The sequence below is a fragment of the Cupriavidus sp. HE11 genome (assembly GCF_056097175.1).
On sequence record NZ_CP184466.1, the window covers coordinates 318601 to 343813 of the forward strand.

Annotated in this window: 25 protein-coding genes; 10 read left to right on the forward strand and 15 right to left on the reverse strand. The window is 62.6% G+C overall.

Annotated elements, in window-relative coordinates; all coding sequences use genetic code 11:
• The first annotated feature begins 21 nt into the window (after positions 1-21).
• From ACOABP_RS29370 to ACOABP_RS29385, 4 genes are all read left to right on the forward strand, one after another.
• Positions 22-867, forward strand: a complete 846-nt coding sequence (locus ACOABP_RS29370) for a TauD/TfdA dioxygenase family protein (RefSeq protein WP_474231309.1) — start codon at positions 22-24, stop codon at positions 865-867.
• A gap of 65 nt (positions 868-932) precedes the next feature.
• Positions 933-1991 (forward strand): beta-keto acid cleavage family enzyme, encoded by a 1059-nt coding sequence (locus ACOABP_RS29375; RefSeq protein ID WP_474231311.1) that lies wholly within the window; start codon positions 933-935, stop codon positions 1989-1991.
• A 30-nt stretch (positions 1992-2021) separates the two neighbouring features.
• Positions 2022-3014, forward strand: coding sequence for a tripartite tricarboxylate transporter substrate binding protein (locus ACOABP_RS29380; protein WP_474231312.1), 993 nt, complete (start codon positions 2022-2024; stop codon positions 3012-3014).
• A gap of 22 nt (positions 3015-3036) precedes the next feature.
• Positions 3037-4011 (forward strand): quinone oxidoreductase family protein, encoded by a 975-nt coding sequence (locus tag ACOABP_RS29385; protein WP_474231313.1) that lies wholly within the window; start codon positions 3037-3039, stop codon positions 4009-4011.
• On the opposite strand, the gene ACOABP_RS29390 is transcribed toward ACOABP_RS29385, so the two are convergent.
• The 4 genes from ACOABP_RS29390 to ACOABP_RS29405 form a co-directional block, all read right to left on the reverse strand.
• On the reverse strand, positions 3998-5077 hold the full coding sequence (locus ACOABP_RS29390) for an AraC family transcriptional regulator (protein WP_474231314.1): 1080 nt from the start codon (positions 5075-5077) through the stop codon (positions 3998-4000). The two genes, ACOABP_RS29385 and ACOABP_RS29390, sit on opposite strands and share 14 nt — an antisense overlap.
• Before the next feature lie 111 nt (positions 5078-5188).
• On the reverse strand, positions 5189-5497 hold the full coding sequence (locus tag ACOABP_RS29395; protein ID WP_474231315.1) for a DUF4148 domain-containing protein: 309 nt from the start codon (positions 5495-5497) through the stop codon (positions 5189-5191).
• Positions 5498-5615: 118 nt separating this feature from the next.
• Complete coding sequence (locus ACOABP_RS29400; RefSeq protein WP_474231316.1) at positions 5616-6347, reverse strand: oxygen-binding di-iron domain-containing protein; 732 nt, start codon at positions 6345-6347, stop codon at positions 5616-5618.
• Positions 6348-6564: 217 nt separating this feature from the next.
• Entirely contained in the window at positions 6565-7308 is a 744-nt protein-coding gene (locus ACOABP_RS29405) for an SDR family oxidoreductase (protein ID WP_474231317.1), read from the reverse strand.
• Positions 7309-7421: 113 nt separating this feature from the next.
• Here ACOABP_RS29405 and ACOABP_RS29410 point away from each other — a divergent pair, with 113 nt between their 5' ends.
• Entirely contained in the window at positions 7422-8312 is an 891-nt protein-coding gene (locus ACOABP_RS29410) for a LysR family transcriptional regulator (RefSeq protein ID WP_474231319.1), read from the forward strand.
• Positions 8313-8581: 269 nt separating this feature from the next.
• Here ACOABP_RS29410 and ACOABP_RS29415 read toward each other — a convergent pair whose 3' ends face one another.
• Positions 8582-9187, reverse strand: coding sequence for a fumarate hydratase (locus ACOABP_RS29415; RefSeq protein WP_474231321.1), 606 nt, complete (start codon positions 9185-9187; stop codon positions 8582-8584).
• Between the two features lie 211 nt (positions 9188-9398).
• On the opposite strand from ACOABP_RS29415, the gene ACOABP_RS29420 reads away from it, so the two are divergent.
• A complete protein-coding gene (locus ACOABP_RS29420; protein WP_474231323.1) occupies positions 9399-9656 on the forward strand; it encodes a hypothetical protein in 258 nt (85 codons plus the stop codon).
• A gap of 71 nt (positions 9657-9727) precedes the next feature.
• Here the strand turns inward: ACOABP_RS29420 and ACOABP_RS29425 are convergent, their stop codons facing one another.
• The 3 genes from ACOABP_RS29425 to ACOABP_RS29435 all read right to left on the reverse strand — a co-directional run bounded on the left by ACOABP_RS29425 (position 9728) and on the right by ACOABP_RS29435 (position 14603).
• Entirely contained in the window at positions 9728-11869 is a 2142-nt protein-coding gene (locus ACOABP_RS29425) for a PQQ-dependent dehydrogenase, methanol/ethanol family (protein WP_474231324.1), read from the reverse strand.
• A 154-nt stretch (positions 11870-12023) separates the two neighbouring features.
• Complete coding sequence (gene styD / locus ACOABP_RS29430) at positions 12024-13502, reverse strand: phenylacetaldehyde dehydrogenase StyD (protein ID WP_474231326.1); 1479 nt, start codon at positions 13500-13502, stop codon at positions 12024-12026.
• Between the two features lie 105 nt (positions 13503-13607).
• Positions 13608-14603 carry a helix-turn-helix domain-containing protein gene (locus ACOABP_RS29435; protein ID WP_474231327.1) on the reverse strand — a complete coding sequence of 332 codons (996 nt, stop codon included), beginning with the start codon at positions 14601-14603 and terminating at the stop codon, positions 13608-13610.
• A gap of 375 nt (positions 14604-14978) precedes the next feature.
• Here ACOABP_RS29435 and ACOABP_RS29440 point away from each other — a divergent pair, with 375 nt between their 5' ends.
• Entirely contained in the window at positions 14979-15800 is an 822-nt protein-coding gene (locus ACOABP_RS29440) for an energy transducer TonB (protein WP_474231328.1), read from the forward strand.
• Positions 15801-16193: 393 nt separating this feature from the next.
• Here ACOABP_RS29440 and ACOABP_RS29445 read toward each other — a convergent pair whose 3' ends face one another.
• The 5 genes from ACOABP_RS29445 to ACOABP_RS29465 all read right to left on the reverse strand — a co-directional run bounded on the left by ACOABP_RS29445 (position 16194) and on the right by ACOABP_RS29465 (position 19754).
• Positions 16194-16700, reverse strand: coding sequence for a Bug family tripartite tricarboxylate transporter substrate binding protein (locus ACOABP_RS29445; RefSeq protein ID WP_474231330.1), 507 nt, complete (start codon positions 16698-16700; stop codon positions 16194-16196).
• Between the two features lie 155 nt (positions 16701-16855).
• On the reverse strand, positions 16856-17362 hold the full coding sequence (locus ACOABP_RS29450) for a 2,4'-dihydroxyacetophenone dioxygenase family protein (protein ID WP_474231331.1): 507 nt from the start codon (positions 17360-17362) through the stop codon (positions 16856-16858).
• 93 nt (positions 17363-17455) lie between these two features.
• The gene (locus tag ACOABP_RS29455) at positions 17456-18271 is read right to left on the reverse strand and encodes an SDR family NAD(P)-dependent oxidoreductase (RefSeq protein WP_474231333.1); all 816 of its coding nucleotides are present in this window, start codon (positions 18269-18271) and stop codon (positions 17456-17458) included.
• A gap of 11 nt (positions 18272-18282) precedes the next feature.
• Positions 18283-18717 (reverse strand): ester cyclase, encoded by a 435-nt coding sequence (locus tag ACOABP_RS29460; RefSeq protein WP_474231334.1) that lies wholly within the window; start codon positions 18715-18717, stop codon positions 18283-18285.
• Positions 18718-18785: 68 nt separating this feature from the next.
• A complete protein-coding gene (locus ACOABP_RS29465) occupies positions 18786-19754 on the reverse strand; it encodes a Bug family tripartite tricarboxylate transporter substrate binding protein (protein WP_474231335.1) in 969 nt (322 codons plus the stop codon).
• Between the two features lie 199 nt (positions 19755-19953).
• Between ACOABP_RS29465 and ACOABP_RS29470 the strand changes: the two genes are divergently transcribed.
• The 3 genes from ACOABP_RS29470 to ACOABP_RS29480 all read left to right on the forward strand — a co-directional run bounded on the left by ACOABP_RS29470 (position 19954) and on the right by ACOABP_RS29480 (position 22440).
• Positions 19954-20493: a VOC family protein gene (locus ACOABP_RS29470; protein ID WP_474231337.1), complete on the forward strand. Its 540-nt coding sequence runs from the start codon at positions 19954-19956 to the stop codon at positions 20491-20493.
• On the forward strand, positions 20490-21266 hold the full coding sequence (locus tag ACOABP_RS29475; RefSeq protein WP_474231338.1) for an SDR family NAD(P)-dependent oxidoreductase: 777 nt from the start codon (positions 20490-20492) through the stop codon (positions 21264-21266). The genes ACOABP_RS29470 and ACOABP_RS29475 overlap by 4 nt, the downstream gene beginning before the upstream one ends.
• A gap of 100 nt (positions 21267-21366) precedes the next feature.
• Positions 21367-22440 (forward strand): LacI family DNA-binding transcriptional regulator, encoded by a 1074-nt coding sequence (locus ACOABP_RS29480; RefSeq protein ID WP_474231339.1) that lies wholly within the window; start codon positions 21367-21369, stop codon positions 22438-22440.
• Between the two features lie 23 nt (positions 22441-22463).
• Here the strand turns inward: ACOABP_RS29480 and ACOABP_RS29485 are convergent, their stop codons facing one another.
• Both ACOABP_RS29485 and ACOABP_RS29490 read right to left on the reverse strand, forming a co-directional pair.
• Positions 22464-23798 (reverse strand): MFS transporter, encoded by a 1335-nt coding sequence (locus tag ACOABP_RS29485; RefSeq protein ID WP_474231340.1) that lies wholly within the window; start codon positions 23796-23798, stop codon positions 22464-22466.
• Positions 23799-23895: 97 nt separating this feature from the next.
• A protein-coding gene (locus tag ACOABP_RS29490; RefSeq protein WP_474231341.1) for an IS3 family transposase occupies positions 23896-25064 on the reverse strand; the annotation gives its coding sequence in 2 pieces (ribosomal slippage) (positions 23896-24797 and positions 24797-25064; 1170 coding nt in all).
• Positions 25065-25213 lie beyond the last annotated feature (149 nt).

Genomic DNA, 25213 nt, shown 5'->3' on the forward strand with positions numbered 1-25213 from the left:
GACTGTGCAGGAGACATGACAATGAAAATCAGGCAAATCACCCCGACCATCGGGGCGGAGATTTCTGGGGTCCATCTGGGCGAGGCGTCACGCGATCCGTCGCTGTTCGCGGCGATCAAGGCGGCGCTCCTCGCGCACAAGGTGCTCTTCTTTCGCCGCCAGGACATCACGCGCGCCGAGCACGTGGCGTTTGCCGGACGCTTTGGCAAGCTGGAAGACCACCCGGTAGCGGGGAGCGACCCCGAGCATCCGGGCCTTGTGCGCATCTACCGGAGCGACAACCCGCACAGCTACGAGAACAATTATCACTGCGATGGCCTGTGGCGCCCCAATCCGGCCATGGGTGCGGTACTGCGCTGCATCGAATGCCCCGAGATTGGCGGCGACACCATCTGGGTGAACATGGTCAAGGCCTACGAGGAACTGTCCGAGGACATCCGGCAGAAGATCATTGGCCTGCGTGCCAGGGCGAGCATCGAGCACAGCTTTGGCGCGGTCATGACCGCCGAGGCGCGGGCGAAACTGGCACTGGAGCATCCTTCGGTCGAGCACCCGGTGGTGCGCACCCATCCCGAGACCGGCGAGAAGATCCTGTTTGTCGGGGCGGGCTTCAGCACGCATTTCACCAACTACAGCACACCGGCCAACGTGCGTCATGGCATCGACAAGGCGCCGGGCGCTTCCTTGCTGCTCAACTACCTGATCAGCCGCGCCACCATTCCCGAGTATCAGGTGCGCTGGTCCTGGCAGCAGGGCGATGTCGCCGTATGGGACAACCGCTGCACGCAGCACTATGCCCTGAACGACTACTGGCCCGCACCGCGCAAGATGGAACGCGCCGGCATCGTAGGCGACATCCCCTACTGATCCGACCGAGCGCTGACTCTTTTACCCGGATTGCCTGGATTACCTGGACTACCTGGAGCATCGACATGCATTTTCTCGACGGTCACCTCTTTCCCGAAAACCAGCCGCCCCTGATCATCACTGCCGCGCCTTACGCCCCTGGCTGGGTGCCCTCCGACTTTCCCGAGGACATCCCGCTGACGATGGACGAACAGATCCAGAAAGCCGTCGATTGCTATCAAGCCGGCGCGACGGTGCTGCACTTGCATGTGCGAGAGCTCGACGGCAAGGGCAGCAAGCGGTTGTCCAAATTCAACGAACTGATTGCCGGCGTACGCGAGGCGGTGCCAGAGATGATCATCCAGGTGGGTGGTTCGATCTCGTTCGCCCCAGAAGACGAAGGGCAGGCCGCCAAATGGCTGTCGGACGATACCCGCCACATGCTCGCCGACCTGGACCCCAGGCCGGATCAAGTGACGGTGACCGTCAACACTGCGCAGATGAACGTCACCGACCACGCCGAGGATGCCGACTTCCGGGGCACCTCGCGCGAGGACATGGCGCTGTTCAATGCCTACAAGAACATGACCGTGCCCGCCAATCCCGGGTGGGTGGAGGAACACGTGCGGCGCCTGACCGCCGCCGGGATTCAGAGCCAGTTCCAGTGCTACAACATCAACAGCTTCGAATCGGTCGAGCGATTGATGCGCCGGGGCTTCTACAAGGGTCCGCTGGTCCTGAACTGGGTTGCCATCGGTGGGGGGATGGATACGCCTAGCATCTACAGCCTTGCCAACTTCATGCGCGCCGTGCCGGATGGCGCGGTGGTCACGGTCGAGAGCAACGTGCGAAACGTGCTGCCGGTCAATGTGATGGGGATTGCGATGGGGCTGCACGTGCGGTGTGGCACCGAGGACGTTCTCTGGAACCCGACGCGCACCGCCAGGCAAGGCACTGTCAGCCAGATCGAGCAATTGGTGCGTATTGCGCGCGAGATGGGCCGGGAGATCGCGACGGCCAGGCAGGCGCGCGAGATCTGCCAGATTGGCGTGTTCCATGACTCCGTCGAGGAATCCTTGCGGGCCAATGGCTTCGCCCCGAACCGCAACGGGGGCAACCAGGGCTTCCTGCACAAGACGCAGTGACAACATGCAGCCGATGACAAGGAGACCGTCATGCAACACTGGATCATCCATGCACGCCGCGCGCTCGGGCGGGCGGCCGTGCTCGGCGCGGCGCTGTTTGCCGCTAGCGCTGCCCATGCCGCCGACTGGCCAACGAAGCCGGTGCGGATTCTGGTGGGCGCGCCACCCGGAGGAACCGCAGACATCATCGCCCGCCTGCTTGCCCACGCATTGCAGCGCCCCCTCGGGCAACCGGTGATCGTCGACTACAAGTCGGGGGCCGCCGGCACCATCGCGGTCCAGACCATGCTGTCGGCGCCGCGCGATGGCTACACCTTCCTGCTTATCCAGAAGGGCATTGCCTCGGAAGTCCCACTGGCCATCAAGGTGTCCTACGACCCGTTCCGGGATATCGTGCCCATCGCGCAGCTCACGCGGCAGGGGCTGATACTGGTCGGCAATCCTGCGCTGCCTGCCCGGAACCTGGCCGAGCTGGTCAGGCATATCAAGGCCAACCCGGGAAAGCTGGACTACGCGAACTTTGGCATCGGCCTGCGTGGCCAGACGATTGGCGTCCAGTTCAACCAGCTGGCGGGTCTGGATACTGGCGCCGTGAGCTACAAGGGATCGCCCCCAGCGCTGCAGGACGTCATGGGAGGGCAGGTTCCGCTGATGTTCGACGGTCCGGCAACCTCGTTGCCGTTCATCAAGGCGGGAAAGCTGCGTGCCTACGCGGTCGCCTTTCCAAACCGTATCTCGGCGCTCCCCAATGTGCCGACCTTCTCCGAACTCGGCTATCCCGAACTTAATGAGGTGGGATGGATGGGGCTATGGTCCGCACCGGGCGTGCCACCCGCGGTGATTGCCAGGATGCGTGATGCGACGCTCAGCGCGCTGCAGTCGCCGGAGCTGCGACGCCAGATCCAGGATCTTGGCATGGAGGTTGGCACCGCCGCGACCCCCGACGAGCTCGCCGCGGATGTCCGGGCATCCCATGAGCGCCAGAGCAAGCTGTTGCGCGCCATGCATTTCACGGCGCAATGATGGTGGAGCAGGAGGACAACGAATGAAAGCAGCACGTGTATTTGCGGGCGCCGATGGTGGCCGGCTGGCCATCCAGGACATCGCCATGCCCGTCCCGGGCCCTCATGAAGTGTTGATTCGCGTTCGCGCGTCGGGCATCAATCTTGGGGAGATCAAGTACCTGCGCGAACACCGGACGGGCGACCCGATGACGGCGGGCGTCGAATTTGCCGGTGAAGTGGTGGAGGTTGGCGATCAGGTTGACGGCTGGCGGGCAGGGGACCGCGTGATGGGGCATGGCCGTGGCTGCCATGCCCAGTACGTCGTGGCATCCTCGCTCGCGCTCATGCCAGTGCCGGACGATGTGTCATGGGTCGATGCGGCGGCGTTCCCCAACGTGTTCATTACCGCCCACGATGCGCTGGTAAGCAACGGTGAGCTGAAACCGGGCGAAACAGTGTTCATCAATGGTGCGTCGGGCGGCGTGGGCATGGCGGCGACGATGACAGCCAAGGCGTTGGGCGCCGGGCGCGTGATCGTTTCGTCGCGCTCGGCGCAGAAGCTCGAACGCTTGGCCGCGTTTGGCGCCGACGTGGGCATCGACGCTTCGCGCGACGTCCAGCGCGAGTCCATCATGGCGGCCACGGACGGGCGCGGCGTGGATGTCATCATCGACACCATCGGCGGCACGGTGTTCGAAGAGAACGTCAGCTGCCTCGCGGTGAAAGGGCGGCTGGTCAACCTTGCGCGGCTGGGCGGCGGCCAGTTCGGGCGCACCGATATCAACCTGCTTTGGCTGAATCGACTCAAGCTGATAGGGGCCACGTTTCGTACACGTACGGAGTCCGAACGCCTCGCCTGCATTCAGGCGTGCGCGCGGGATCTGATGTCGCACTTCCGCGCGGGCCGCCTCCGGTTGCCTATCGACAGGACGTTCCGGCTGGATGCCATCGCGGATGCGTACGCGTATCTGGCGCGCAGCCAGCATATGGGAAAGATTGTCCTTACGGCCGACTGATGGCGGGAGCGGAGCGGCGGCGAGGGCCGGTGTGGCCGGCTGGGCCGGTCGGCGCCTGCGCTTGCCCCTGCCGGCGCCATTGCGTAACGCTGCAGCCAAATTCGGCGCGGAACCAATGGCTGAAGCTACTCTGGTTCGAGAAGCCCAGCAGGCTGGCGATTTCGCCAATCGGCTGGTCGCTCTCGGCCAGATGGCGCATCACGAGTTCCGAACGCACTTCATCGAGCAGCTCCGAAAACGTTTGTCCATCGGCACCCAGATACCGATGCAGCGTGCGGCGATCTACGCGCAGGTGGCGCGCAACCTGTTGCGCGGTGCAACGCCCGCCCGGGAGCAGCGCCATGATCAGTTCCCGGCAGGATTCGCGCGTGCCGCCACTGCGGTTCCGTAGTGCGGCTTCCAGATAATCGCGCGCGAGTTGCGTGGCACCCGAATGGTCTGGGGTGCGGGGTTTCTGCAGGTCGGCGGTTGCGCACACCAGGCCATTGAACGGCTGATTGAACATCGGCTTGCGGCCAAAGAACGCCTGGTGTGCGGTCAGGCTGGCCGGGGCGCGATGGGTAAAGCAAACCTGCAACGGGCGCCACTGCGGGCCGATCAGTTCGCGCAGGATGCGAAACATCATGCCAACGGCCAATTCCATGGCCTGGCGTGTCGCATAACCGGGACTTGGCAGCAAATCCTCGCGAATGATCACCGTCTGGCCCACGTCCTCCACATGCGTGACAAGCGACGTGCTCAGCAGCTTCAGATACCGGCAGAGCGTGTCGAGCCCCTGGCGCGGGGAGGGCGCCTCCTTCAACACGAGGCTGATCGGCCCCAGGTTGGAGAACGTGCGGCGTGCAGCCATCTGCAACGCAAAGTCCTCCATGCCGGTCGCGATCACGGTGGCTTCCAGCAATTCGCGCAGGGCGCTACTCGGTATCAGGGTCTCGGGATCCTTCAGCAGCCGTGCCGAGAGGCCGGCCCCGCGCAGCAGGGCCGCTGGATCACGGCCGAGCGACTCCACCAGCTCGACGTAGCCGTTGAGCGTGGCGCTGCGGACGAGCCGCCCTACGTTTGACATGGCGTGACCCCCACATGGTCGGACGGGCAAGAGTATGCATCAACTCGTGATCCGGCTCACGCGGGTGGTACAAGCCCATCGCCTGGGGAGGGTGGTGGGCGGAGGCGCCAATCAATGTGTGGATGGCGCGGTCGGCGCGGGCGCTGCTGACGGCAGCCCGGGAGCGGCCATGCCGGCGCCAGCCTGCTGTTTTGCAGCAAGCTTGATCAAGGATTGCTGCAGCGAGTTGGGGTAGTTCTCGTCATTGACATCGAACCCGACGGATTTCAGTGCCTGCAGTTCCTGCATAAGTGCGGCATGCGTGACAGGTGGGGAACCGTCTCCGGGCATGGACTGGGCATTGGCATATCCGCACATGGCGCCAGCGGAACAGATCAGCGCGCCTATCCGGGTCATCGTGCAAAGAGATCGCGTATGCATGGTATTGCCTCCGCTCGCGTCGCAACGTATGCACTCCATGGTAGGTCTTGTTGCGCAGGATGTCGTGCTACGACGTCGCCAACCCAATGGCGTCGGGCGCACGCGCAGCGTGGTGCGTCTAGCCGCGTTCGACGCTGTCAGCCAGGGCGCGCAACAAGGCTGCGCCGTCGCCCTGCCACGCACTGCCATGCATGCAGGCCAGCGTTGTAGGTGCCAGCGCCGCAAGGCGCTCAAGCATCATCCGGGCATGCCTGGTGTGCGAAAAATAATCCATCTCGCGACGAAAAGCCTCGCTGGGTGCGAGGATATCGTGCGCGGTCAGAGCGGGATGATGCGATCCGGGTTGGGTGAATAAATCGCCACACAGCAAGGTGGCCGAGGTGGTTTCCATGAGGAAGCCACATTCCCACGCGTGGGGCAGATGCGGCGTGTCGAGCCAGCGTACGCTGTGGTGGCCGAGCGAGACGGTAGCGCCGTCCTCCAGCGCACGCGGCGCGCGGTCGGCAAAGTCATTCACCGACACCATGGCCGCGACCTGGCCGCACAATGGCTCTGCGCGTGGTGCCGCGGCGAGCAATAGATTAAGCGCACCGCATTCGTCGGCTTCGAAGTGCGAGAAACCAATGTAGCGCAGACGATCGATGGGCATGACCCGCTCGATGGCCTCCCGGACGACGGGAAATAGCTGGCGCAAGCCGGTATGGAACAGCAGCGGCTCGTCATCGTCGATCAAGTACTGGTTGAAGGAGAACCCCCCACCATCGGGGAGCGCAACGGGAGTCGCGATGCGATAGATCCGGCTTGCAATCTCATCGATCGTCGTGCCGCTGGACAGCGTCAGGGTCGCCATGCTGTGCGCTCCATTTTTGTTCACACCTGCTCCCCACTTTAGGCGACCGCCATGTCGGCCGCACGTTCAACAGATGGGGTACCGCTCGGCATTCCGCATGGCGAGGGCGCCGGCGAGTCTGGACTGGCATGGGCGCTTGTGGCCAGAGGAACAACGACGCGATGCGGAATTGTGCGGGATCCGGATCGCGTCGTACGTGCGCACGGCCTGCCGCGGGTCAGAATTCCTGTTGCGTCGGGCGGAGCACGATTTCGTTGATGTCGACGTCCGCCGGCTGCTCGATGGCATAGGCAATGGCGCGCGCCACGGCGTCGGACGGGATCGCGATCTTGTAGAAGTCCTTGACGAACGCCGCGCTGGCTTCATGGCTGCTGCCCAGCTTCAGTTCGGAATCCACCGCGCCCGGCTCGATGGTCGTCGTGCGGATCGCGCCGCCGACTTCGTGGCGCAGCCCCTCGGAGATCGCACGTACGGCGAACTTTGTGCCGCTATAGACCGTGCCGTCTGGGCTGAACACCTTGATGCCGGCCACCGAAGCAATGTTGATGAAGTGCCCGCTGCCCTGTTGCTGGAAGACCGGAAGGGCCGCGGCGATTCCGTACAGCACGCCTTTGATGTTGATATCGATCATCCGGTCCCACTCGTCGACCTTCGTCTCGCTCATGGGGGCGATGGACATCAGTCCGGCATTGTTCACCAGGACGTCCACTTTCCCGAACGTGCGCACGGTGGTTTCGATCAATGCGCGGACGTCGTCCTGGCGTGTGACATCGGTCTGAACCACCTCGGCCTTGCCCCCGGCGGCACGAATCTCTGCGGCGATCGTGTTCAGTCGCTCCACACGGCGAGCTGCCAGTACTACTGCGGCCCCGCGGGCAGCCAGATGGCGGGCGGTGGTTTCTCCCAGACCGCTGCTCGCGCCGGTGATGACAACGACCTTGCCTTCGATATTTGCGCTCATGACCATCTCCTTTGTGATGAAAACTGATGCGATGGGGCAAGTATGGGAGGTCAGAGAATTTCAGAAAATGGAAATGTTAAGATTTCACAATTCCATATTTAGGAATCATTGTCATGCTCAACCGCCTGGAAATGTTGCGCATCTTCCTCGCCGCGGCCGATACCGGCAGCTTCAAGGAAGCGGCGGTCCGCCAGGGCGTTTCGCCGCAGGCGGTGACACGGGCCGTGCAGGAACTCGAACGCATCCAGGGAGACTTGCTGTTTCATCGAAACACGCGCCAGGTGCGCATCACGGGGTTTGGCGAGGAGTTGGCCGAACGCGCGCGCGAGCGCCTCTCGCAGATCGACGCCCTGTTTGCGCCGCGCGAAGGTCTGCCGAGCGAAGAGTTTCGGGGCATCGTTCGTCTCACCGCGCCCAAGGCGCTCGGCCGGGTTGGGATTCTGCCGTTGCTTGCCGAGCTGGCAATCGCACATCCGGGGCTACGCATCGACTTGAGCCTGAGCGATACGCCCGCCGATGTGGTGGACGAACGGATCGATATCGGTGTTCGCTTCGGCGCCATTCGCGACAGTCGGTTCATTGCACGCAAAGTGGCGACCTACGCGTTCCATGTCGTCGGTACGCCGGCGCTGATCGCCCGCGTCGGACAGCCGAAGCAGATTCAGGATCTGGAGGCGCTCCCCACGACGGTCATGAACGACGCGACCACGGGCCGGCCATGGCCATGGTGGTTCACGCAGGGCCAATACACGCCGTCGGCGCCAACCTTTTCCAGTAACGATTCGGAGGCTGAGCGCGATGCCGTGCTGACGGGACTCGCCTTTGGTCAGATTGCAGGCTTTCTCGCTGACGAGCACATCGCAGCAGGCAGCCTCGTACCCGTGCTTGAGACATTTGCACCAGACCCGTGGGACCTCTACGTGTACCGCCCGCAACGAGGCCCGGTCGCACCGCGTGTGCGACTGGTGTTCGACGAACTCCTGGGTGTGCTCGGCCGGCGCTGACAGAGACCGCCGCGTCCAGCGTCATTGCCCATGTCGAACGTTCACTTTCCTGGACGGCGTCGGGCATCTATCGAGCATGAAAAATGCGATTAACCGCCAGGCATATCAATCGCCGACGTGCGGTTCCCGGTAAAACCCGCCTGCAGGAACGGGTTGCGATGGAGTGAAACGTGTCGGTAGCGGCCAGCGGTGCGCCGGAGGTTACGGACTGGCGCAAACAAAAAATAAGGGCGGCAGATGCCGCCCTTATTCTGGACCGTGAGCAGCGTTTAAGCCGATGCGACCACGGTTTCAACTGCCGGTGCCTGCACCGTGGCGGCGGGCTTCACGCTCGCTGCCTTTGCGCGGCGGGCCTTTGCTGTCGGCTTCGCGGCGGCCTTTGCAACCTTGGGAGCTGCAGCCTTCGGAGCTGCCTTCGGGGCTGCCTTCGGAGCGGCTTTCGGTGCTGCCTTCGGGGCGGCCTTCACAACCTTGGCCGGCTTCGCGACCTTTACGGCCTTCGTCGGCTTGGCAGCGGCTTGCGGCTTGCTCGCTTTCTTCGAGGCCGCGGCCTTCACCGCCGGCTTTGCCTTCGCTTTTGCCTTGGCTGCTGCTGCCTTTTCCTTGGCCGCTGCAATCTTTTCCTTGGCTGCGAGCTTTTCTGCAGCATGCGCAGCGCGTGCCGATTCCTTCAGCTTCTTCAGATCAGCCGCCGCCTTCACGATGGCCTTCTTGCCGGCAGCAACCTGTTTTGCCAGATCGGCGCGAAGCTTGTCGAGTTGCTTCTGGGCAGCCTTCACTTCGCGATCAAAGGCGCTTGCCTTCTTGGCGGGTGCTGCGGCGACTTTCTTCGGTGCACGTTTGGCTGCGGTTGCTGCGACTTTCTTGATGGCCATGCTGGTAAAACTCCGTAGATTGGTTTTCGACGGAGGCGGAGTGTATCAGCGAACAGTTGAGGCGACTATGTGTGCATGGCAAATTTGTTGCGCCAGGCGCAGAAACTTGCCGTGAATCGGATGCCTTGGAAATGGTAGGCTGTCAGCACGGGGCCGGCTCAAGCCGTGATGATGACCGGCCGAAACCGGGGCGACCCAAGGGAGAATCGACATGGCCAGGAAAACAGACGAACAGGTTGCCGCAGAAATCGCAGCCTTGAAAGAACTCCAGCCATTGCTGCCGCAGAGGGCTCGCCAGGCCATCGATGCGGCTCTGAAGGTCCTCGAGGGTGACCTGTCGCACGACAGCGTCTACGAAATGTTCGAGGAAGGTAGCGAGGAGTTCGAAGACGCCTTTGCGGCGCGCATGTGGCGTGACGGTGCCTCTGGCAGCGAGGCGCTATCGGTACTTTATCGAGAGCTGATCTAGCGAGCGGACGAGCGGACAGTCGCGCCAGGTACGTACGGCAGCGCAACCGCCCCCCTCGCTTTCGGCCCGCCTTACTTGAGCCCGGCCTGTGCCTTTGGCCTGACCGAATCAGCCGTTTCCTGGATAAACGCCTTGATTTTCTCGACGTCCTCGGGGGTCAGCTTGCCGGTGAAATCCGGCATGCCGCGCGCCATGAATGGCCCCTTGAAAACGATCTTGTCGAGGTTTTCGATCATGCCCGCACTGACGAAACCAAGGTTCGGGATGTTGCCGCCGCGGTCCACGCCTGGCACGCCGTGGCACATGACGCAGCTGCTGACATAGAGTCCAGCCCCGTCGTTGACCTTGGCCGGGTCGTACTTCACCCCTTGCAGGAGACCGTCGCTACGGTATTGGACGAAGTCAGGCAGCTTCGCCTTGGCGCCAAGCGCGAACGTGTAGACAGTGCCAGGGCCCTGGCGATCGGTGGCGCGCTGGGCCAGCCCATACACGCCGCCCCAGCCTACGGCAATCGAGATGTATTGCTTGCCGTCCACCTCGTAGCTGACCGGCGCCGCGATCACGCCAGTACCGGTCGGGGTCTCCCAGAGTTTGTCGCCGGTCTTCGCGTCGTAGGCCGCAAAACGCCCATCGGCCGATCCCTGAAAGACCAGATTGCCCGCCGTGGTCAACGTCCCGCCATTCCACGGAGACACCTGCTCCTGCGACCAGACCACCTTTTGCTGGACCGGATCCCATGCCAGCAGCCGGCCAAACGGCTTGCTCCTGGGCGGCTCGGCGTTGAGGAACTTGGCCGTGTTCCAGCCCGTGTTGCCGCCCGGCTGCATCGGTTGTGCGCCATTGAAGGTCCACGCCTTGTCGTCCATCAGGTTGATCGGCACATGCTGGGCCGGCAGGTAGACCAGGCCTGTCACCGGGTTGAACGACATGGGGTGCCAGTTGTGGGCCCCGTATGGCCCCGGAATGGCGTCGTAGGGCTTGTCGGTCGAGCGGGACTCGGCGATCTCTATCGGCCGTCCGTTCTTGTCGTAACCGCTGGCCCAGTTCACATCGACAAAGTTCCTGGCGGAGATAAACTGGCCGTTGGTGCGGTCAATCACGAAGAAGAAGCCGTTCTTCGGTGCGTGGAGGATGACCTTGCGCGGCTGGCCATCGATGGTCAGGTCCGCCAGGATCATGGGTTGCGTCGAGGTGTAGTCCCAGTTGTCGCCCGGCGTTTCCTGATAGTGCCATTGATATTTACCAGTGTCCGGATCGAGCGCCACGATCGACGCCAGGTACAGGTTGTCGCCACCGGCCGGACTACGCTTGCTGCGCGACCAGGGCGAGCCGTTGCCCGTGCCGATATACATGAGGTTCAGTTCCGGGTCGAAGGTCATGGAATCCCAGGCCGTGCCACCACCACCGGCCTGCCACCATTTGCCTGCCGGGTCCCAGGTCTTTGCGGCCCGTTCCATCGATTCGTCCTCGAACGGTTTCGAGGGATCGCCCGGCACGGTGAACCAGCGCCATTTCTGTTGCCCCGTGTTGGCATCGTAGGCCGTGACGTAACCACGCACGCCATACTCGGCGCCGCCATTGCCAATGATGACCTTGCCCTTGAACACACGTGGTGCCCCGGTGATGGTGTACGAGAACTTGCGGTCAATGATGGTGTCCTTCTCCCAGAGCTTGCGCCCGGTGGCGGCATCCAGTGCAATCAACCGGCCGTCGTAGGCGGCCACGAAGACCTTGCCCTGATAGAGCGCGACGCCGCGGTTGACCACATCGCAGCATCCGCGATAGCCCAGCGCGCGGTTCACCTTGGGGTCGAATGACCACAACCTCTTGCCGGTACGCACGTCTACCGCGTGGACCACGCTCCAGGATGCCGTCACGTACATCACACCGTCGACGACCAGCGGCGTCGATTCCACGCCGCGCGTCGACTCGAGGTCATACGACCAGACGAGGCCCAGATCCTTGACGTTCTGGCGATCGATCTGACTCAGGCGACTGAACCGTGTTTCCGCATAATCCAGGCCGTAGCTGGGCCAGTCGGGGGTCTTGCTGGCATTGGCCTGGATGAAGTTGCCGTCGACCTTGGCGGTTGCCGTGCGGATCCGCGCCACCGGCGTAGCGGTTGCGCTGCGAGCTGAGCGCGCCGTTGGTGCATTTGGTGCATTTGGTGTGGGTGGGGCAGGGGTGGCGTAAGCCACAGATGTGGCCAGCATGCTCGCCGTTAGCATAATGGCGCAGAAATGCAAACGGGGCCGCTTCGCGCGTTGCGTCATCTTGTCTCTCTCCTCAAGGTTCTTCTTGTGCTGCGTTTCTTGTTGTTTCGCGGGAGGCTGGCCCAGCCGCCGCCCCCCGCGTGCTGCCATGCTCTCAGTACGCCATGCAAACCGACTTCAGTTCCGTATAGGCCTCGATGGCCGAGCGGCCGTGTTCGCGGCCGACACCTGACGCCTTGTAGCCACCAAACGGCATGTTCGGGTCGACCACGTTGTGGCAATTCACCCAGACCGTGCCAGCCTCGATCCCATCGACCAGCCGCTGCACGGCGCCAAGGTTGTTGCTCCAGACGCTGGCGCCCAGTCCGTATTCGGAGCGGTTGGCCGCCGCCAGCACGGCATCGAGATCGTCAAACGGCATGGCCACGACCACGGGGCCGAAGACCTCCTCACGCACGATTTCAAGGTCACGGCTTGCACTATTGGCGACGACAGTGGGTCGCACGAAGTAGCCATCGCGCTCGACACCGGCGCCGCCCGCCACGATTTCTGCCCCTTCCTGCCGGCTGGTGGCAATCATGCCCACCACCTTGTCGCGATGGCGTGCGGAGACAAGCGGTCCCATCTGACTGGCCGGGTCGAGGCCAGAGCCCAGCACCATGGCGTCGGCCACCTTCGCCATGCCTTCCACGACGTGGTCGTAGTGGCGGCGCGACACATACAGCCGCGAGCCGGCCGTGCAGACTTGCCCCTGGTTGAAGAAGATCGCCGCCGACGCACCCTGGATGGCCGTGGCGGGGTCGCAATCGTCGAGGACGATGACCGGGCTCTTGCCGCCCAACTCAAGCGAGACGCGTCGGATATCCTGACCGCAGCGCGCGCCGATCAGGCGTCCAACCTCGGTGGATCCGGTGAAGGTCACCTTGTTCACGTCCGGATGGGCGACCAGTGCCGCCCCGGCAACACCGTCGCCGGTCAGGATATTGAGGACACCAGGCGGGAAGCCCGCTTCCAGCGCCAGTTCACCAAGCCGGATAGCGGTCAGCGGCGTCTCCTCGGCGGGCTTGAGCACCACCGTGCAGCCGCAAGCGAGGGCAGGGGCGATCTTCCAGACGGCCATCAGCAGCGGGAAGTTCCACGGCACGATCGCGGCGACCACCCCGACGGGCGCGCGCCGCGTGGAAGCGTTGTAGCGGGTGCCAGGCGGGAAGGGCATGGAAATCTGGAATGTCTGGCCGTCGATCTTGGTGGCCCAGCCGGCCATGTATCGCAACCATTGGGCGCTGCCGCCCACGTCGAGGCCATGCGCGAAAGCCAGCAGCTTGCCGTTGTTCAGCGTCTCCAGCCGAGCCAGTTCGTCAGCGTGCTGTTCGATCAGGTCGGCCAGTTTGAGCAGCAGTCGTTCGCGTTGCGCCGGGATCATGTCGCGCCAGGCAGCGCTGCAAAACGCCTGGCGGGCACTTGCGACGGCGGCATCGACGTCGGCGGCGGCGCCGGTCGGTACATGGGCGATCTCCTGGCCGGTGGCAGGATCGAATACCGCGAATGTCTCGCCTGAGGCGGCTTGCCGCCATTGACCATCGATCAGCATCGCGCTGCGGATTTCGGCGCGCGCCTCGTGCGGTGCGTTCATGCTTGTCTCCTGTCGTCGTGAGGATCGACAGAAGTTAGCAACGGCCCGGTCATGCATCTTGTCTGTGCGTGCATACTGCTTGTCGCGCAGTGCACGTGCGCGTGGCTAAGGATGCTGCAGTGCAGTATTTCCGGCGCTCTTGCGCAGGCGCCATTGCGACGGGGTTACGCCAAACCGTTCATGAAACACGCGACTGAAATGGGCCGCATCGGCAAAGCCCAGACCGAAGGCGATTTGCGTAATGCTGCCGCTTGCCTCGCCCGGGTCGGATAGGCGTTGCGCCGCGCGGTCCAGTCGACGTGACTGAATATAGGCGTGTGGTGTCTGCCCGAAATCCCGGAATACGTTGTAGAGCGTGCGGCGCGACACGTGGAAGACTGCGGCAAGACGCAGTGCGGACAGTTCGGGATCGTGCAATTGCGCATCGATATATTCGACCATGGACCGCACGCGGCTTTTGCCTACACGCTGATGCGCGGCAGCCCCGTCCGGCTCCATGGCCCCATGCAGTGCCGACTCCACCAGCGCCACCATCGAATCTTCCAATACGGCCTGGGCACGGTGGTCAAGTTGATGTCCGGCGACGGCATCGTGCAGCAAGCCGCTGAGTGCAGAGGCGGCGATTCGTGCGGTACCAATGCCGGGGAGGGCGCTGCCGCATAGTTCACGCGTTGCGGCCTGCCAGCCAAAACCACGTGTTTGCGGCACGAGTAGTACCAGCGCGCGGCAGCCTTCGTCCATGTCAACGCTGTAGGGCTGTGTGGTGTCGTAAACGGACCAGTTTCCGGCGAGCAACGCCGCCTCGCGGCCGCGCTGGGCAATCACGCTGCGGCCGCTCAATTGCCAGAATATCTTGAAGTATCCGGCGTCAGACGCCTCGGCATGTCCGCGCCGACGGGTAACGCGATGGGCGCCCACCTCGATGTCACCCACCACGCTTTCCGCGAAATGGGCCAGGTTCGCGCGGCCGTAAAAATGGCCGCCCGCCGGGCGAGAACAATCCAGGGGCAGGAAATTGGTGCTGATCGCTTCGCCCCATTCGGCGAAGCTCGCCGCGGTCAGGGACACTGGAGACTGCAATGGGCTTTGCACTGCGCGCATCCTGGGCTCCTCCACGAAAAAAGCGGGTCAACCTGGCGACGCTAGAGCCTAATGCAAAGGCATCTTGCAGACAATGGGAACATTACCCGAGACGCATTGGTGCGTTGCAGCGCAGATTTTGAGGGCGGTCGCGGTCGATACCGTTTTCCATGGCGACGCAGGCAATGAAGGGCCTGGCAGTCTCTGGGAAAAAGGCACCAGAGAGGGTCGATTTGCCGCAAGGAGGTCGATTTATAATTGACCCTTCGCGCGCGAAAATGGACCGGTATGCCATTGGCGTGATCTAGAGCGCGTCAAGCGCCAAACTTCGCGGGGCAGCAAGGTGAACGGGCAGGTCGCTCGCAACGCGTTCATCAATCGAAAAGAAGAACAACAATGTTTGCATTTCCACTGTCCCGCCTGGCGGGAGCCGTCCTTGTGGCCTTCACACTTGTTGCGTGTGCGATCAAGCCTCCCGCTCCCGTTCAGAATTCGACAGTTGCCAATATCGGCGCGACGTTTCTCGCCGAACGTCTGCGCTCGGATCTCGCCCGCGAGTACTGGCGCAACCCTGAAACGCGGTGGGCGATCGATTGCGTGACCGAATGGACGGCTCAGGGCATGGGAGCTCGGCTTGTGCCGATGCTGCGCTCAGAACTGAGCGAGGAAGAGTTGCGAGAGGTCGGTGAATTCCTCAGGAGCCCCACCGGGATCGGCTATACAGAACGGGCCACGTATCGGGTGCCTCGCGGTACCCTCCCGGAAAGCCAGAACGGAGTTTTAAGGCAGTTCTTCAATTCACTTGCCGGGAAGAAGCTGGTAGACCCCGATTTTGTTGCCAGGGCTGCGAACGCGCTGAAATCGGCGTCTGCCGAGGCAATCACCGCCTGCCGGGCGCGATACGACGCTGCACCGAAGACGGTGGAAAAATCCGAAACCGTTGTAATGAAGCCGAGCGAGAACCCTTGCACAGTGCCGCAGGTGAGTTACCCGACTGCGGCGCGCCGCGCAGGCCATGAAGGGACCGTCGTTGTGCGTTTGTGGCTCAACGAAACTGGGCTGACTTATCTCACCTTGGTTGCGCGCTCCTCGGGCGACCAAGCTCTGGACGATGCCGCAGAACAGGCTGTTCGCACCATACGCTGCCGCCCCTTCGTCGAAAACGGAAAAGCCATGAGGGCTGTTGGACAACAACCGATCGCATTCAAACTGCAATAGTTCATTCCTTGCGGGATTGCTGGAGGCGAGAAGCGTCTTTGCCTTGATACCTGCACAGCGTCTGGCGCGTACTCAGCCTCAGTCGTTTAACCGCCGGCGCCTGCGGGCGCCAGAGGCAGCTATCGGACCCTAAGCGGTCTTTGAATTTTCACATTCGGATGGCGGGTCTGGTACCGGATGCTGCCTTTGATACACGCTGAATGCGGCTTAGGTTCGAAGAATTGAAAACGGAAGCCGTCGTGGCGTGACAGAAGCCCGAACCGTCATTGAAAAACACAGGTGATTGGCGTCCGGACCTGGCATTGCTCACACGGGAACGCCTGATGGCACGGTGCGTCGACGCGCCTGTCACGCTTCTGTCGACGCATTTCCCATCGCCGACGGCTGGCAAGCCTATCTCACGGCATCTGGATCGAGGACGCGAGTGGACATACGCCGGGTCATATATCGGTGCATATTAAGGGTGGTGGCAACGAAGCCGTCATGACCGGCGACGTCTTCCACCATCCCATTGTGTTCAACGTGCAACATGTCTGGAATGCCCGCGGAACGCATGAACGCCAGCATTGCGGCATGGCCAGTGGTACCGATACCCCAAGTCGAATAGCTTACTGTCCTCTTCTTGCACAGCTCGATGAACTCGTGCAAGTTGTTCACCGGCAGGTTCCGATTCACGGCAAGAGCGAATGGTACGAAGGCCAGCGTCGCGATCGGCACGTGTTTCTCCGGCCTGAACTTCGGATTGTTGAAGAAATGCGGATAGATTGTGTGGGTATCGCTGCTGGCTGTCAGCAGCGTCTGCCCGTCTGGTGTGGCGTTGGAGAGCAGATAGGACCCGATGACCCCGGACGCGCCTGGGCGGCTATCGACGACGATGCGCTCGCCAGTCGCTTTTGGCATTGGCAGGCGTGTGGAGGCTCGTCAGAACCGTCGCAGCAGATGCCTGCATCAAAAGGCGCCTTTTCTGATCCATGGGATGCTGTCTCCATCCAGTCTTGTATTTTTTAAGGCGCGCCCCTTTGAGGCACGCCTGTACCGCCAAGGGGCGTGAACATTCAGTCGCGGGAGAACGTGGCGCCGCCGTTTGGCCGGATATAGCGTGGCGTTGGCAGGCCCATGGCCTTGGCGGCATTGAGGATGCCGTCCTCGATGGCGCCGGCGTCACGCACCGCCTGGTATTCGCCGTCCTTGAAAATCACGTTGGCGCCATAGACCACCATGAATCCCTCTGCGGGCTCTTTGGCGTCGGCCGGCACCGAGAAAGTGTGAATGGAGCCGCCCGGCTCGTACAGGTAACTACCGGCTGTTTGCCTGTCCTCCGGGTACTCGACATAGTTCCATTCGCCCTTTGTGGTGAAGAAGTGGACGGTTCCAGTGTGGAAGTGGGGCGGCAGTGTCGTGCCTGGCTCGAATTTTCCGTACAGGACCCAGACACCGTTCTCGCGATCGAGGAAGAGGGGAGTGATGGTGGAGCCGGATTCCGATCCTGGGAACTCCACAGCATCGTGAATGTTGACGGTCAGCAATCGATCCTGATGGGTAAAGACCTTGGGCAATGCCATGATGTAAATCTCCTGAGGCGACGAGTCGAATCGCGCTGCTGCCGATATGTCTCGCCGCTGGTATGTTGAAGGTGTGCGGAAGTCCGCGATGGCTCAGAGGTACAGACCGCCATCGACTGCGATCTCCGTGCCGGTGATGTAGCGGGCCTCGTCGCTTGCGAGGAACAGCGACGCATAGGCGATGTCCCAAGGGGTGCCTTGGCGGCCCATCGGGCAGCGCTGGTTTCGCGCGTCGCGTGCAGCCTGTACTGCAGCAGCGTCACCCTTGGTCAGGTGTGCGGCGTGTGGTGTGTCGATCAATCCGGGGATCACGACGTTTGCGCGAACGTGATCAGCGGCGTATCGGCGCGCGAGGACCCGCGTCATATGGTTGAGCGCTGCCTTCGACGCGTTGTAAGCGAGAAACGGCATCGGGCTCCATTTGCGGCTGGCGATCGATGAAATGTTCACGATCGAACCGCCCCCTTGTTGGACCATGCGAGGGATGATCTGCTGGCAGGCCAGCATGACGCCTTTGAGATTGATCTCGAAGACGCGGTCCCAATCTTCCTCACGGATCTCCTCGAGCTCGGCCACGATCTCGATTCCCACATTGTTATGCAGGATATCGATGCGTCCGTACTCGGATGCGCAATAGCTGGCCATGGCCGAAAGCTGGGCCTTGCTGCTCACGTCGGCCTCAAAGGGCAGTGCATCGCCGCCGGCTTCGCAGATTTGCTCGGCAACGCGTTGTGCGGCTTTTGTGTCGCGGTCTACGCAGAGCACGCGCGCACCTTCCCGCGCATAGACAATGGCGGCAGCGGAACCATTGCTGACATCCGCGCCACTGGAACCAGCACCGACGACGATCGCGACCTTACCGGCCAGCCGGGCATGTCCGTTAGCAGTTGAAAGAGCTGGATTGTCCATGCCCTCGGCCCTCAGAGCAGGCCGAGCGCGCGCAGCTTGGCGTCGGGCGCCGAGTACGGGCGCTCGCAGACGATCTTGTCCGAGCCCGGCGCGAACTCGAACGTGGCCGCTATGCGCACGCGGAAGGTCCGTCCCGTTGGCGCGAAGGTCTTGCCGTTGGCTTGCAGTGGCCCGAGGTGTGTGCCCTGCAACCAGAACTCTACGAGCACCGTGTCGTCGGCAGCCGCAATGGCGATGATTTCGTTCTTGAGATCGGGAAAGGGAATCCGCGACGAATCAAAGTAGCCGCGTACCTCCGTTTCGCCGTCAAAGACAACGCCGCTGCCATGCATTTCGTAGCGAGGGTGAGCAAATGTATCGATCACGGCGTCCCAGTCATGGACACATTCCAGGGCCATGTGGTCACGTACAGTCTTGATGCGTGCGGCGTCGAGGGTAGTAGACATAAAAAATCTCCTCTGAGGGACAATAAAAATTCGAATGTTGATCGGGCGCTGTGGGCAAGGCCTGTCGCTTAGTCCAGCTTGATGTTGGCTTGGGTGGCGATGGCCTTCCACATGGGAATATCACGCGCGTTGTTGGCCTGTTGCTCCGGTCCTGGCACGTACTTGGCCGTGATACCCAGCGACGCAAGCTTGTTTAAGACTTCGGGTTCCTTCAGCGTCGTTTCCAGAACGCGGGACAGTTTGTCCACGATGGGCTTGGGCGTTTTGGCAGGTACATACATGGCCCATGTCAGCTCACGGTCAAAGTCCACACCCTGCTCCTTGTAGCTTGCGACGTTTGGCAAGCTGGGCGAACGTCGCGTGCACACTGCGAGCGCTTTGACCTTGCCTTCCTTCACGAAAGGTGTGGCGGTGACCATGTCGACGAAGCCGACCGAAATATGGTTGCCGAGGATATCGGTCACAATCTGGGACGTGCCCTTGTATGGCACATGCTGCATTGGGATGCCCGCTTTCTGGCTCAATATCTCGCCGCAGAAGTGACCGGTTGAGCCCGCCCCCCAGCTTGCGTACTGGATCGGCGTCTTGTCCTTTCTCGACAGCGCAATCACTTCCTTGAGGTTGTTAGCCGGGTACTGATTGGCAGCGATCATCACAATTGACGAGTTGCCGATTGCTCCGAGGCTCTGGAAATCGCGCAGGGGGTCGTAGGGCAACTTCGTGTACGTGGCCGGTGCAAGCTGGTGGGTCGACATGCCGCCGATCATGATTGTGTAGCCATCCGGCGCTGCCGTGGCCACGGCGTGAGTGCCGATGGTGCCAGCCGCGCCGGGCTTGTTCTCGACCACTACCGGCTGCTTGAGTTGCGCCGCGAAGCGCTCGGCGAGCAGGCGCCCGAGAATGTCGCCACCGCCACCGGCGGAGAAGGGCAGCAGCATGCGTACAGGGCGATCGGGATAAGTGGCGACATCGCTGGCCTGGGCGGTGGTGGCGGTGGTGGCAAGAGCGAGCAGGGCGCCGGCGAGAAATCTATTCATGTCTGTCTCCGTGGGGTATCCGTCCGTTCTGCAATGCAGACGTCGTCAATGGCGTTCCAGTCAAAGTGGAAACGTTTCCAGCAGAATTTGGTAGACGAGACGGGCCACGACAATCATGGTTAACGCTATGCTTTGTCTAAACTCGATACGGGCTAAACTCCGGAAGTGGAAACGTTTCCAATATGAACGGAGAGAGGCAATGAGTTTGCTGTTTGGTGGCGTCTGCCAGATTGGCTATGTCGTGCGCGACATCGAGAAGGCCATGCGGCACTGGAGCGACGTGCTGGGCGTCGGCCCCTGGTTCTACAAGGAGGCCGTTGGTACCACGGAGTTCCGTTACTACGGCAAGACATCGGCGCTGCCCGACCTTTCTATCGCCCTTGCCAATTCAGGGGGTGTCCAGATCGAGCTGATCCAGCAACGCAACGATGCGCCGTCGCTGTATCTGGATTCCCTGAAGCAGGCGGGAGAAGGTATGCAGCATATCGCCTACTGGACGGACGATCGGTTCGACGAGTACGCGCAAGCCTTGCGTGCGCGCGGCTATGTGGAGGGACACGGCGGCCGCATGGGCTTGCGCGGTCGATTTGCCTACTACGTGCATACGGACTTGCCGGGCAACATCGTGGAGATCTCGGAAATGGCGGGTGGCAAGGGCGAATATTTCGCGTCGATTGCCGCCGCCGCCAAAGGCTGGGACGGTGCGGATCCGATCCGCCGGATTGGAGTGCCGCAATGACCGTAGACGAAAGCAAGGAACCGCAGCGCCGCGTCGCGGTGGTGACGGGCGCCGCGCGCGGCATTGGATTGGCGATTGGCTCCCGTCTGGCCGCGGAGGGTTTTTCCGTAGCATTGTGGGATCGCGATGCCGGGCAACTCGACGAGGCCGTGCAATTGCTGCGTGCAAGTGGCGCCAACGCGATGTCTGTCGCGGTCGACATTACGGATAGCGCTCAGGTCGGCCGCGCGCTGGCACAGGCAATGGAGGCGCTGGGAGCGCCGACGGCGCTGGTCAACAATGCTGCAATACTGGGGCGCAGCGGTCCTACGATTGAGGCCTCGTTGGAGGAGTGGAAACGTGTCTTCGACGTGAATGTCTTTGGCGCGTTGCAGTGCGCGCAGGCTGTGGTGCCGATCATGGTGAGCCATGGTTATGGCCGCGTGGTCAATGTAGCGTCGATTGCCGGGAAGGAGGGTAACCCCTTCGCCGGCGCCTACGCTGCGTCGAAGGCCGCGCTGATATCGATGACCAAGAGCCTAGGCAAGGAGTTGGCCGAATCCGGTGTGCTGGTCAATTGCATCACGCCCAGTGCGGCAGATACCGACATCTTCGGCGTCTACGACGATAGTCAGCGTGCGCAATTGCAGGCACGACTCTTGGAGCGTGTGCCGATGAAACGCTTCGTCCGCGTCGAGGAGGTCGCCGAGATGGCGGCTTGGCTGTGCTCCTCGCGCTGCAGCTTCAGCACCGGGGCGGTTTTCGACATCAGTGGCGGCCGTGCGATGTACTAGGTGGTGCGGCAAGGAGCGGGGCCGATTTCGGCGATAATCGCGGGCGAAACCGGCGGCACTGCCGCCATCCGCAATCCGCCAGCAAGCCTCAGGATCAAGAATGAGCAGCCGAACGCGTCCCCCTAGTCCCGATACGCCCGCCCGCGTCACGATCCGTGACGTGGCGCGCGCGGCCGGCGTGTCGTTGGGCACGGCCTCGCGGGCATTAAATCGTAGCGGTCCTGTCAGCGAAGCGGCTCTCCAGGCCGTCGAACGCGCAGCGAAGGCGCTAGCGTATGCGCCCGATCCGATCGCGCAGAGCATGCGCACGGGTACCTCTGGCGTGGTGGGACTGCTGGTTTCCGATCTGGCCAACCCGCTATACGCCCGCATCATCACGGCGGTGGAGATCCGTCTGCAGCGCGAAGGCTATGCCATGGTGGTCGGAAACACCCACAACAGCAAGGCGCAGGAAGAGTTGATGGTGGACCTGTTCCGCCGGCGGCGCGTCGATGGACTGATTCTCGGGCCCTGTGAGGTCGAGCGCGCCGACTACCTTGAACAGATCTCGCGGGATCTGGCAGTGGTTGCCATGGACCGTGACTTCGGCGAGTGGGGATCGGGCGTTCACGTCGACCATTTTCGCGGCGCTTACGAAGCCTGCCGGTATCTGCTCGACCTGGGTCATACGCGCATCGCGCTGATGACATCCGACGGTGCGTTGCGACCCGGCCGCGAGCGTATCGATGGATATCGCGCGGCGATGTCCGAGCGCGGCCTGACGGTGGACGAAACGCTCGTCCGGGCAAGCCGCTCGGCCATGGATTTGTCATTCAGCGATGCGTTGGCCCTGCTTTCCGCAAAGTCCCGACCGACGGCATTCATTTGCCTGGGCACGCGCATCCTGTCCGGCGTACTGCAGGCGACGCGGCAAACCGGCCATCGGGTTCCACACGATGTTAGCCTGATCTGCGTCGGCGACGGGGATCTGCCCCAACTGTATTCGCCCGCGATCACCGCGATCAGTTGGGACCTCGAGGCCGTGGGTACGGCGGTCGCTGAAATTCTACTGCGGGCGATTGGCGGCGCCGCGGACCGCGCACAGGCGAAGGAGCAGGGGGGGCAGGAAGTACGGCTGACCACACAGGTCGTCATGCGCGAGTCCTGTGCGCCGCCTCCCGCCGCCAAGGCCTGAACGCGCCATCGTACGGGGGGCGCTCAGCGTAACTCGATGGAGCCCTCGACGACCGCACCCGTATTGCTTGGCCGGAACCACGTGACCAGAATGACCGCCGCCAGTACCAGCGCCAGGCTCAGCAGGTAGAGGCTGAGCGTGAAGCTGCCGGTTGCCGCCTTGATCGCGCCGACCGCCGCGGGCGCTACCATGCCCGCACTGCCGCCTATGGTGCTGATGATGGCGATCCCGGCCGCCGCACTCTGGCCGGTCAGGATGCCGCCGGGCATCGACCACAGTACGGTGAAGGCGCTCGACGTGCCAATGCTGACCAGGGTCAGGCACAGGATGGCGGGCAGGGGATCCTTTGGGAACAGCGTTGTCAACATCAGCCCGGTCGCGGCGAGCAGCGCGGGCCCGGCGAAGTGCCAACGACGCTCGCCGGTCCTGTCCGAGTGACGGCCGATCAGTACGGAGGCGACCACGCCACAGGTAGCGGGGATCGTTGCCAGCAAGCCCACCTGCATGATGGACAGGCCCATGCCCTTGAGCAGCGTCGGTTTCCAGAACGCGAGCGCGTAAATGCCGAGGATCACCAGGAACGATACGAAGCCAAGCACCCAGACGCGGGCATCTCGCATTGCCGCGCGCACGCCGCCACCGTGATGGGGTGCCGCAGGGGCGTCGGCACGGAGCAGGTGGGCGATCCTGTCACGCTCGGCATCGTCCAGCCATGCCGCCAGCGCGGGTCGATCTGGCAGCGTGGCAAAGGCCACGCTGCCCAGCAGCACGCATGGAATGCCTTCGAGCACGAACAGCCATTGCCAGCCGCGCATGCCGTGCGCGCCATCGAGCCATGTCATGATGGCACCGGCCGTTGGGCCTGCCACAATCGGTGCCAGGCTAAAGGCCATGAAAAACAGTGCGGTGGCCTGGGCGAGCCGGCGGCGCGGAAACCACAGCGTCAGGTAGTACAGCACGCCCGGCGCGAAGCCGGCTTCGAAAACGCCCACCAGGAACCGCAGGATGTAGAACTGGGTGGGCGTGGCGACAAACATCATCGCGGCCGAGGCCACGCCCCATAGACCCATGATGCGCAACAGCGTGGCGCGCACGCCGATGCGCGCCAGCAGCATGTTGCTCGGTACTTCAAAGAGTGCATAGCCCACAAAAAAAATGCTGGCACCGAGACCGAAGACGGCATCGCTGAACGCGAGATGCTCCTTCATCTGCAATTGCGCATAGCCAACGTTGGTACGGTCCAGGTAGTTGAAGACGTAACAGAGGCACAGCACAGGCAAGAGTCGCCAACTGATCTTGCGGAACAGCAGATCGTCGGCGTTGCCGGTGGTCGTCAAAGTGGGGGCCATCGATGTCATGCGTCTCCTCTCGTTATCGTGCGCCGTGACTGCCGGAGCGTTGGCGCCAATTATCGGGAGTGGGCGATGCTCGAGACTGTGTAGTGGTCAAGTTTTTTCAGACAGGTATTAGGGTGGTCTGTTGGAACTTGTCCTCGTAGTCTGTTGGCGACGTGTAGCCCAGTGTCGAATGCAAGCGCACCGGGTTGTAGAAGCCCACGATGTACTGCGTGATGTCGCGCCGGGCTTCGGCCCGGTCGACGTACCGCCTCTGCCGGACGCGCTCCATCTTCAGGTTCAGGAAGAAGCGTTCTGCTACAGCGTTATCCCAGCAATCGCCGGCCCGGCTCATGCTGCAAACCAGGCCGTGGCGCGCCAGCAATCCCTGGTACTCCTCGCTTGCATACTGGCTGCCCCGGTCCGAATGCACTATCAGTCCGGGCGCCGGATTGCGCTGCAGGATGGCCATCTTCAAGGCCGACGCCACCAGCGCGGCGGGCATGGCCGCTGCGCTGGCCCAGCCCACTACCTTGCGCGAATACAGGTCCAACACCACCGCCAGATACAACCAGCCTTCCCCCGTGCGCACATACGTGATGTCCGACACCCAGGCCCGGTTGGGCTGTGCGGGCCTGAACTGCCTGCTCAGCACGTTCGGCGCCACCGGCCTGCCATGCCGGCTGTCAGTCGTCGCCACGAACTTGCGCTTCCACACCGGGTGCAGATTCTCCTGGCGCATCAGCGTGCGGGCCCGATAGCGCCCGATCTTCACCCCCTGCCTGTCCAAATCCTGCGCCACGCGCCGGCTGCCGTAGGTACGTCCGCTGGCCTCGAACGCCGCCCGCACATACACCGCCTGCCGCAAGGCCTTCTCCTTGGTGGCAGGCTCTCGCCCGGCCGCGTAATACCCCGCCCGGCTCACGCCCAGCACCCGGCATGCCCGACTGATGGCGATCGCCTCCTTCTGCAATCCGCTAACCACTCGATAGATCACTTGAGTTCGCGGGCGAAGAAGGCCGATGCCTTTTTTAGGATCAGGTTGTCCTCCTTCAGGCGGCGGTTTTCCTCTTCGAGCTGGCGAATGCGCTGCTGCTCAGGCGTCAGCGGCTTGCCCACTCCCTTGCCGCCAGCCACTTCAAGGTCGTACTGGACCAGCCAGCGCCGTAAGGCGGTCTCGCCAATCGCCATCGTGTGGCAAACCTCGGCGACCGATAGGCCCTGATCCCGGATCATCCGGACTACCTCCAGCTTGAAGGCAGCGTCAAACTTGCGGCGTTGCTTTGTCATGTCGTCTTTCCTCGTCGATCGTGATTTTCCACCTATCGACCTGTCTGAGGAAATTGGACCACTACACTGTCGCCTTTTGGCAGTCGAGGGTGGGGGATAACCCTTGCCATGTGAAGTGACCGATAGCAATGCGAACTTGCTATGCTCTG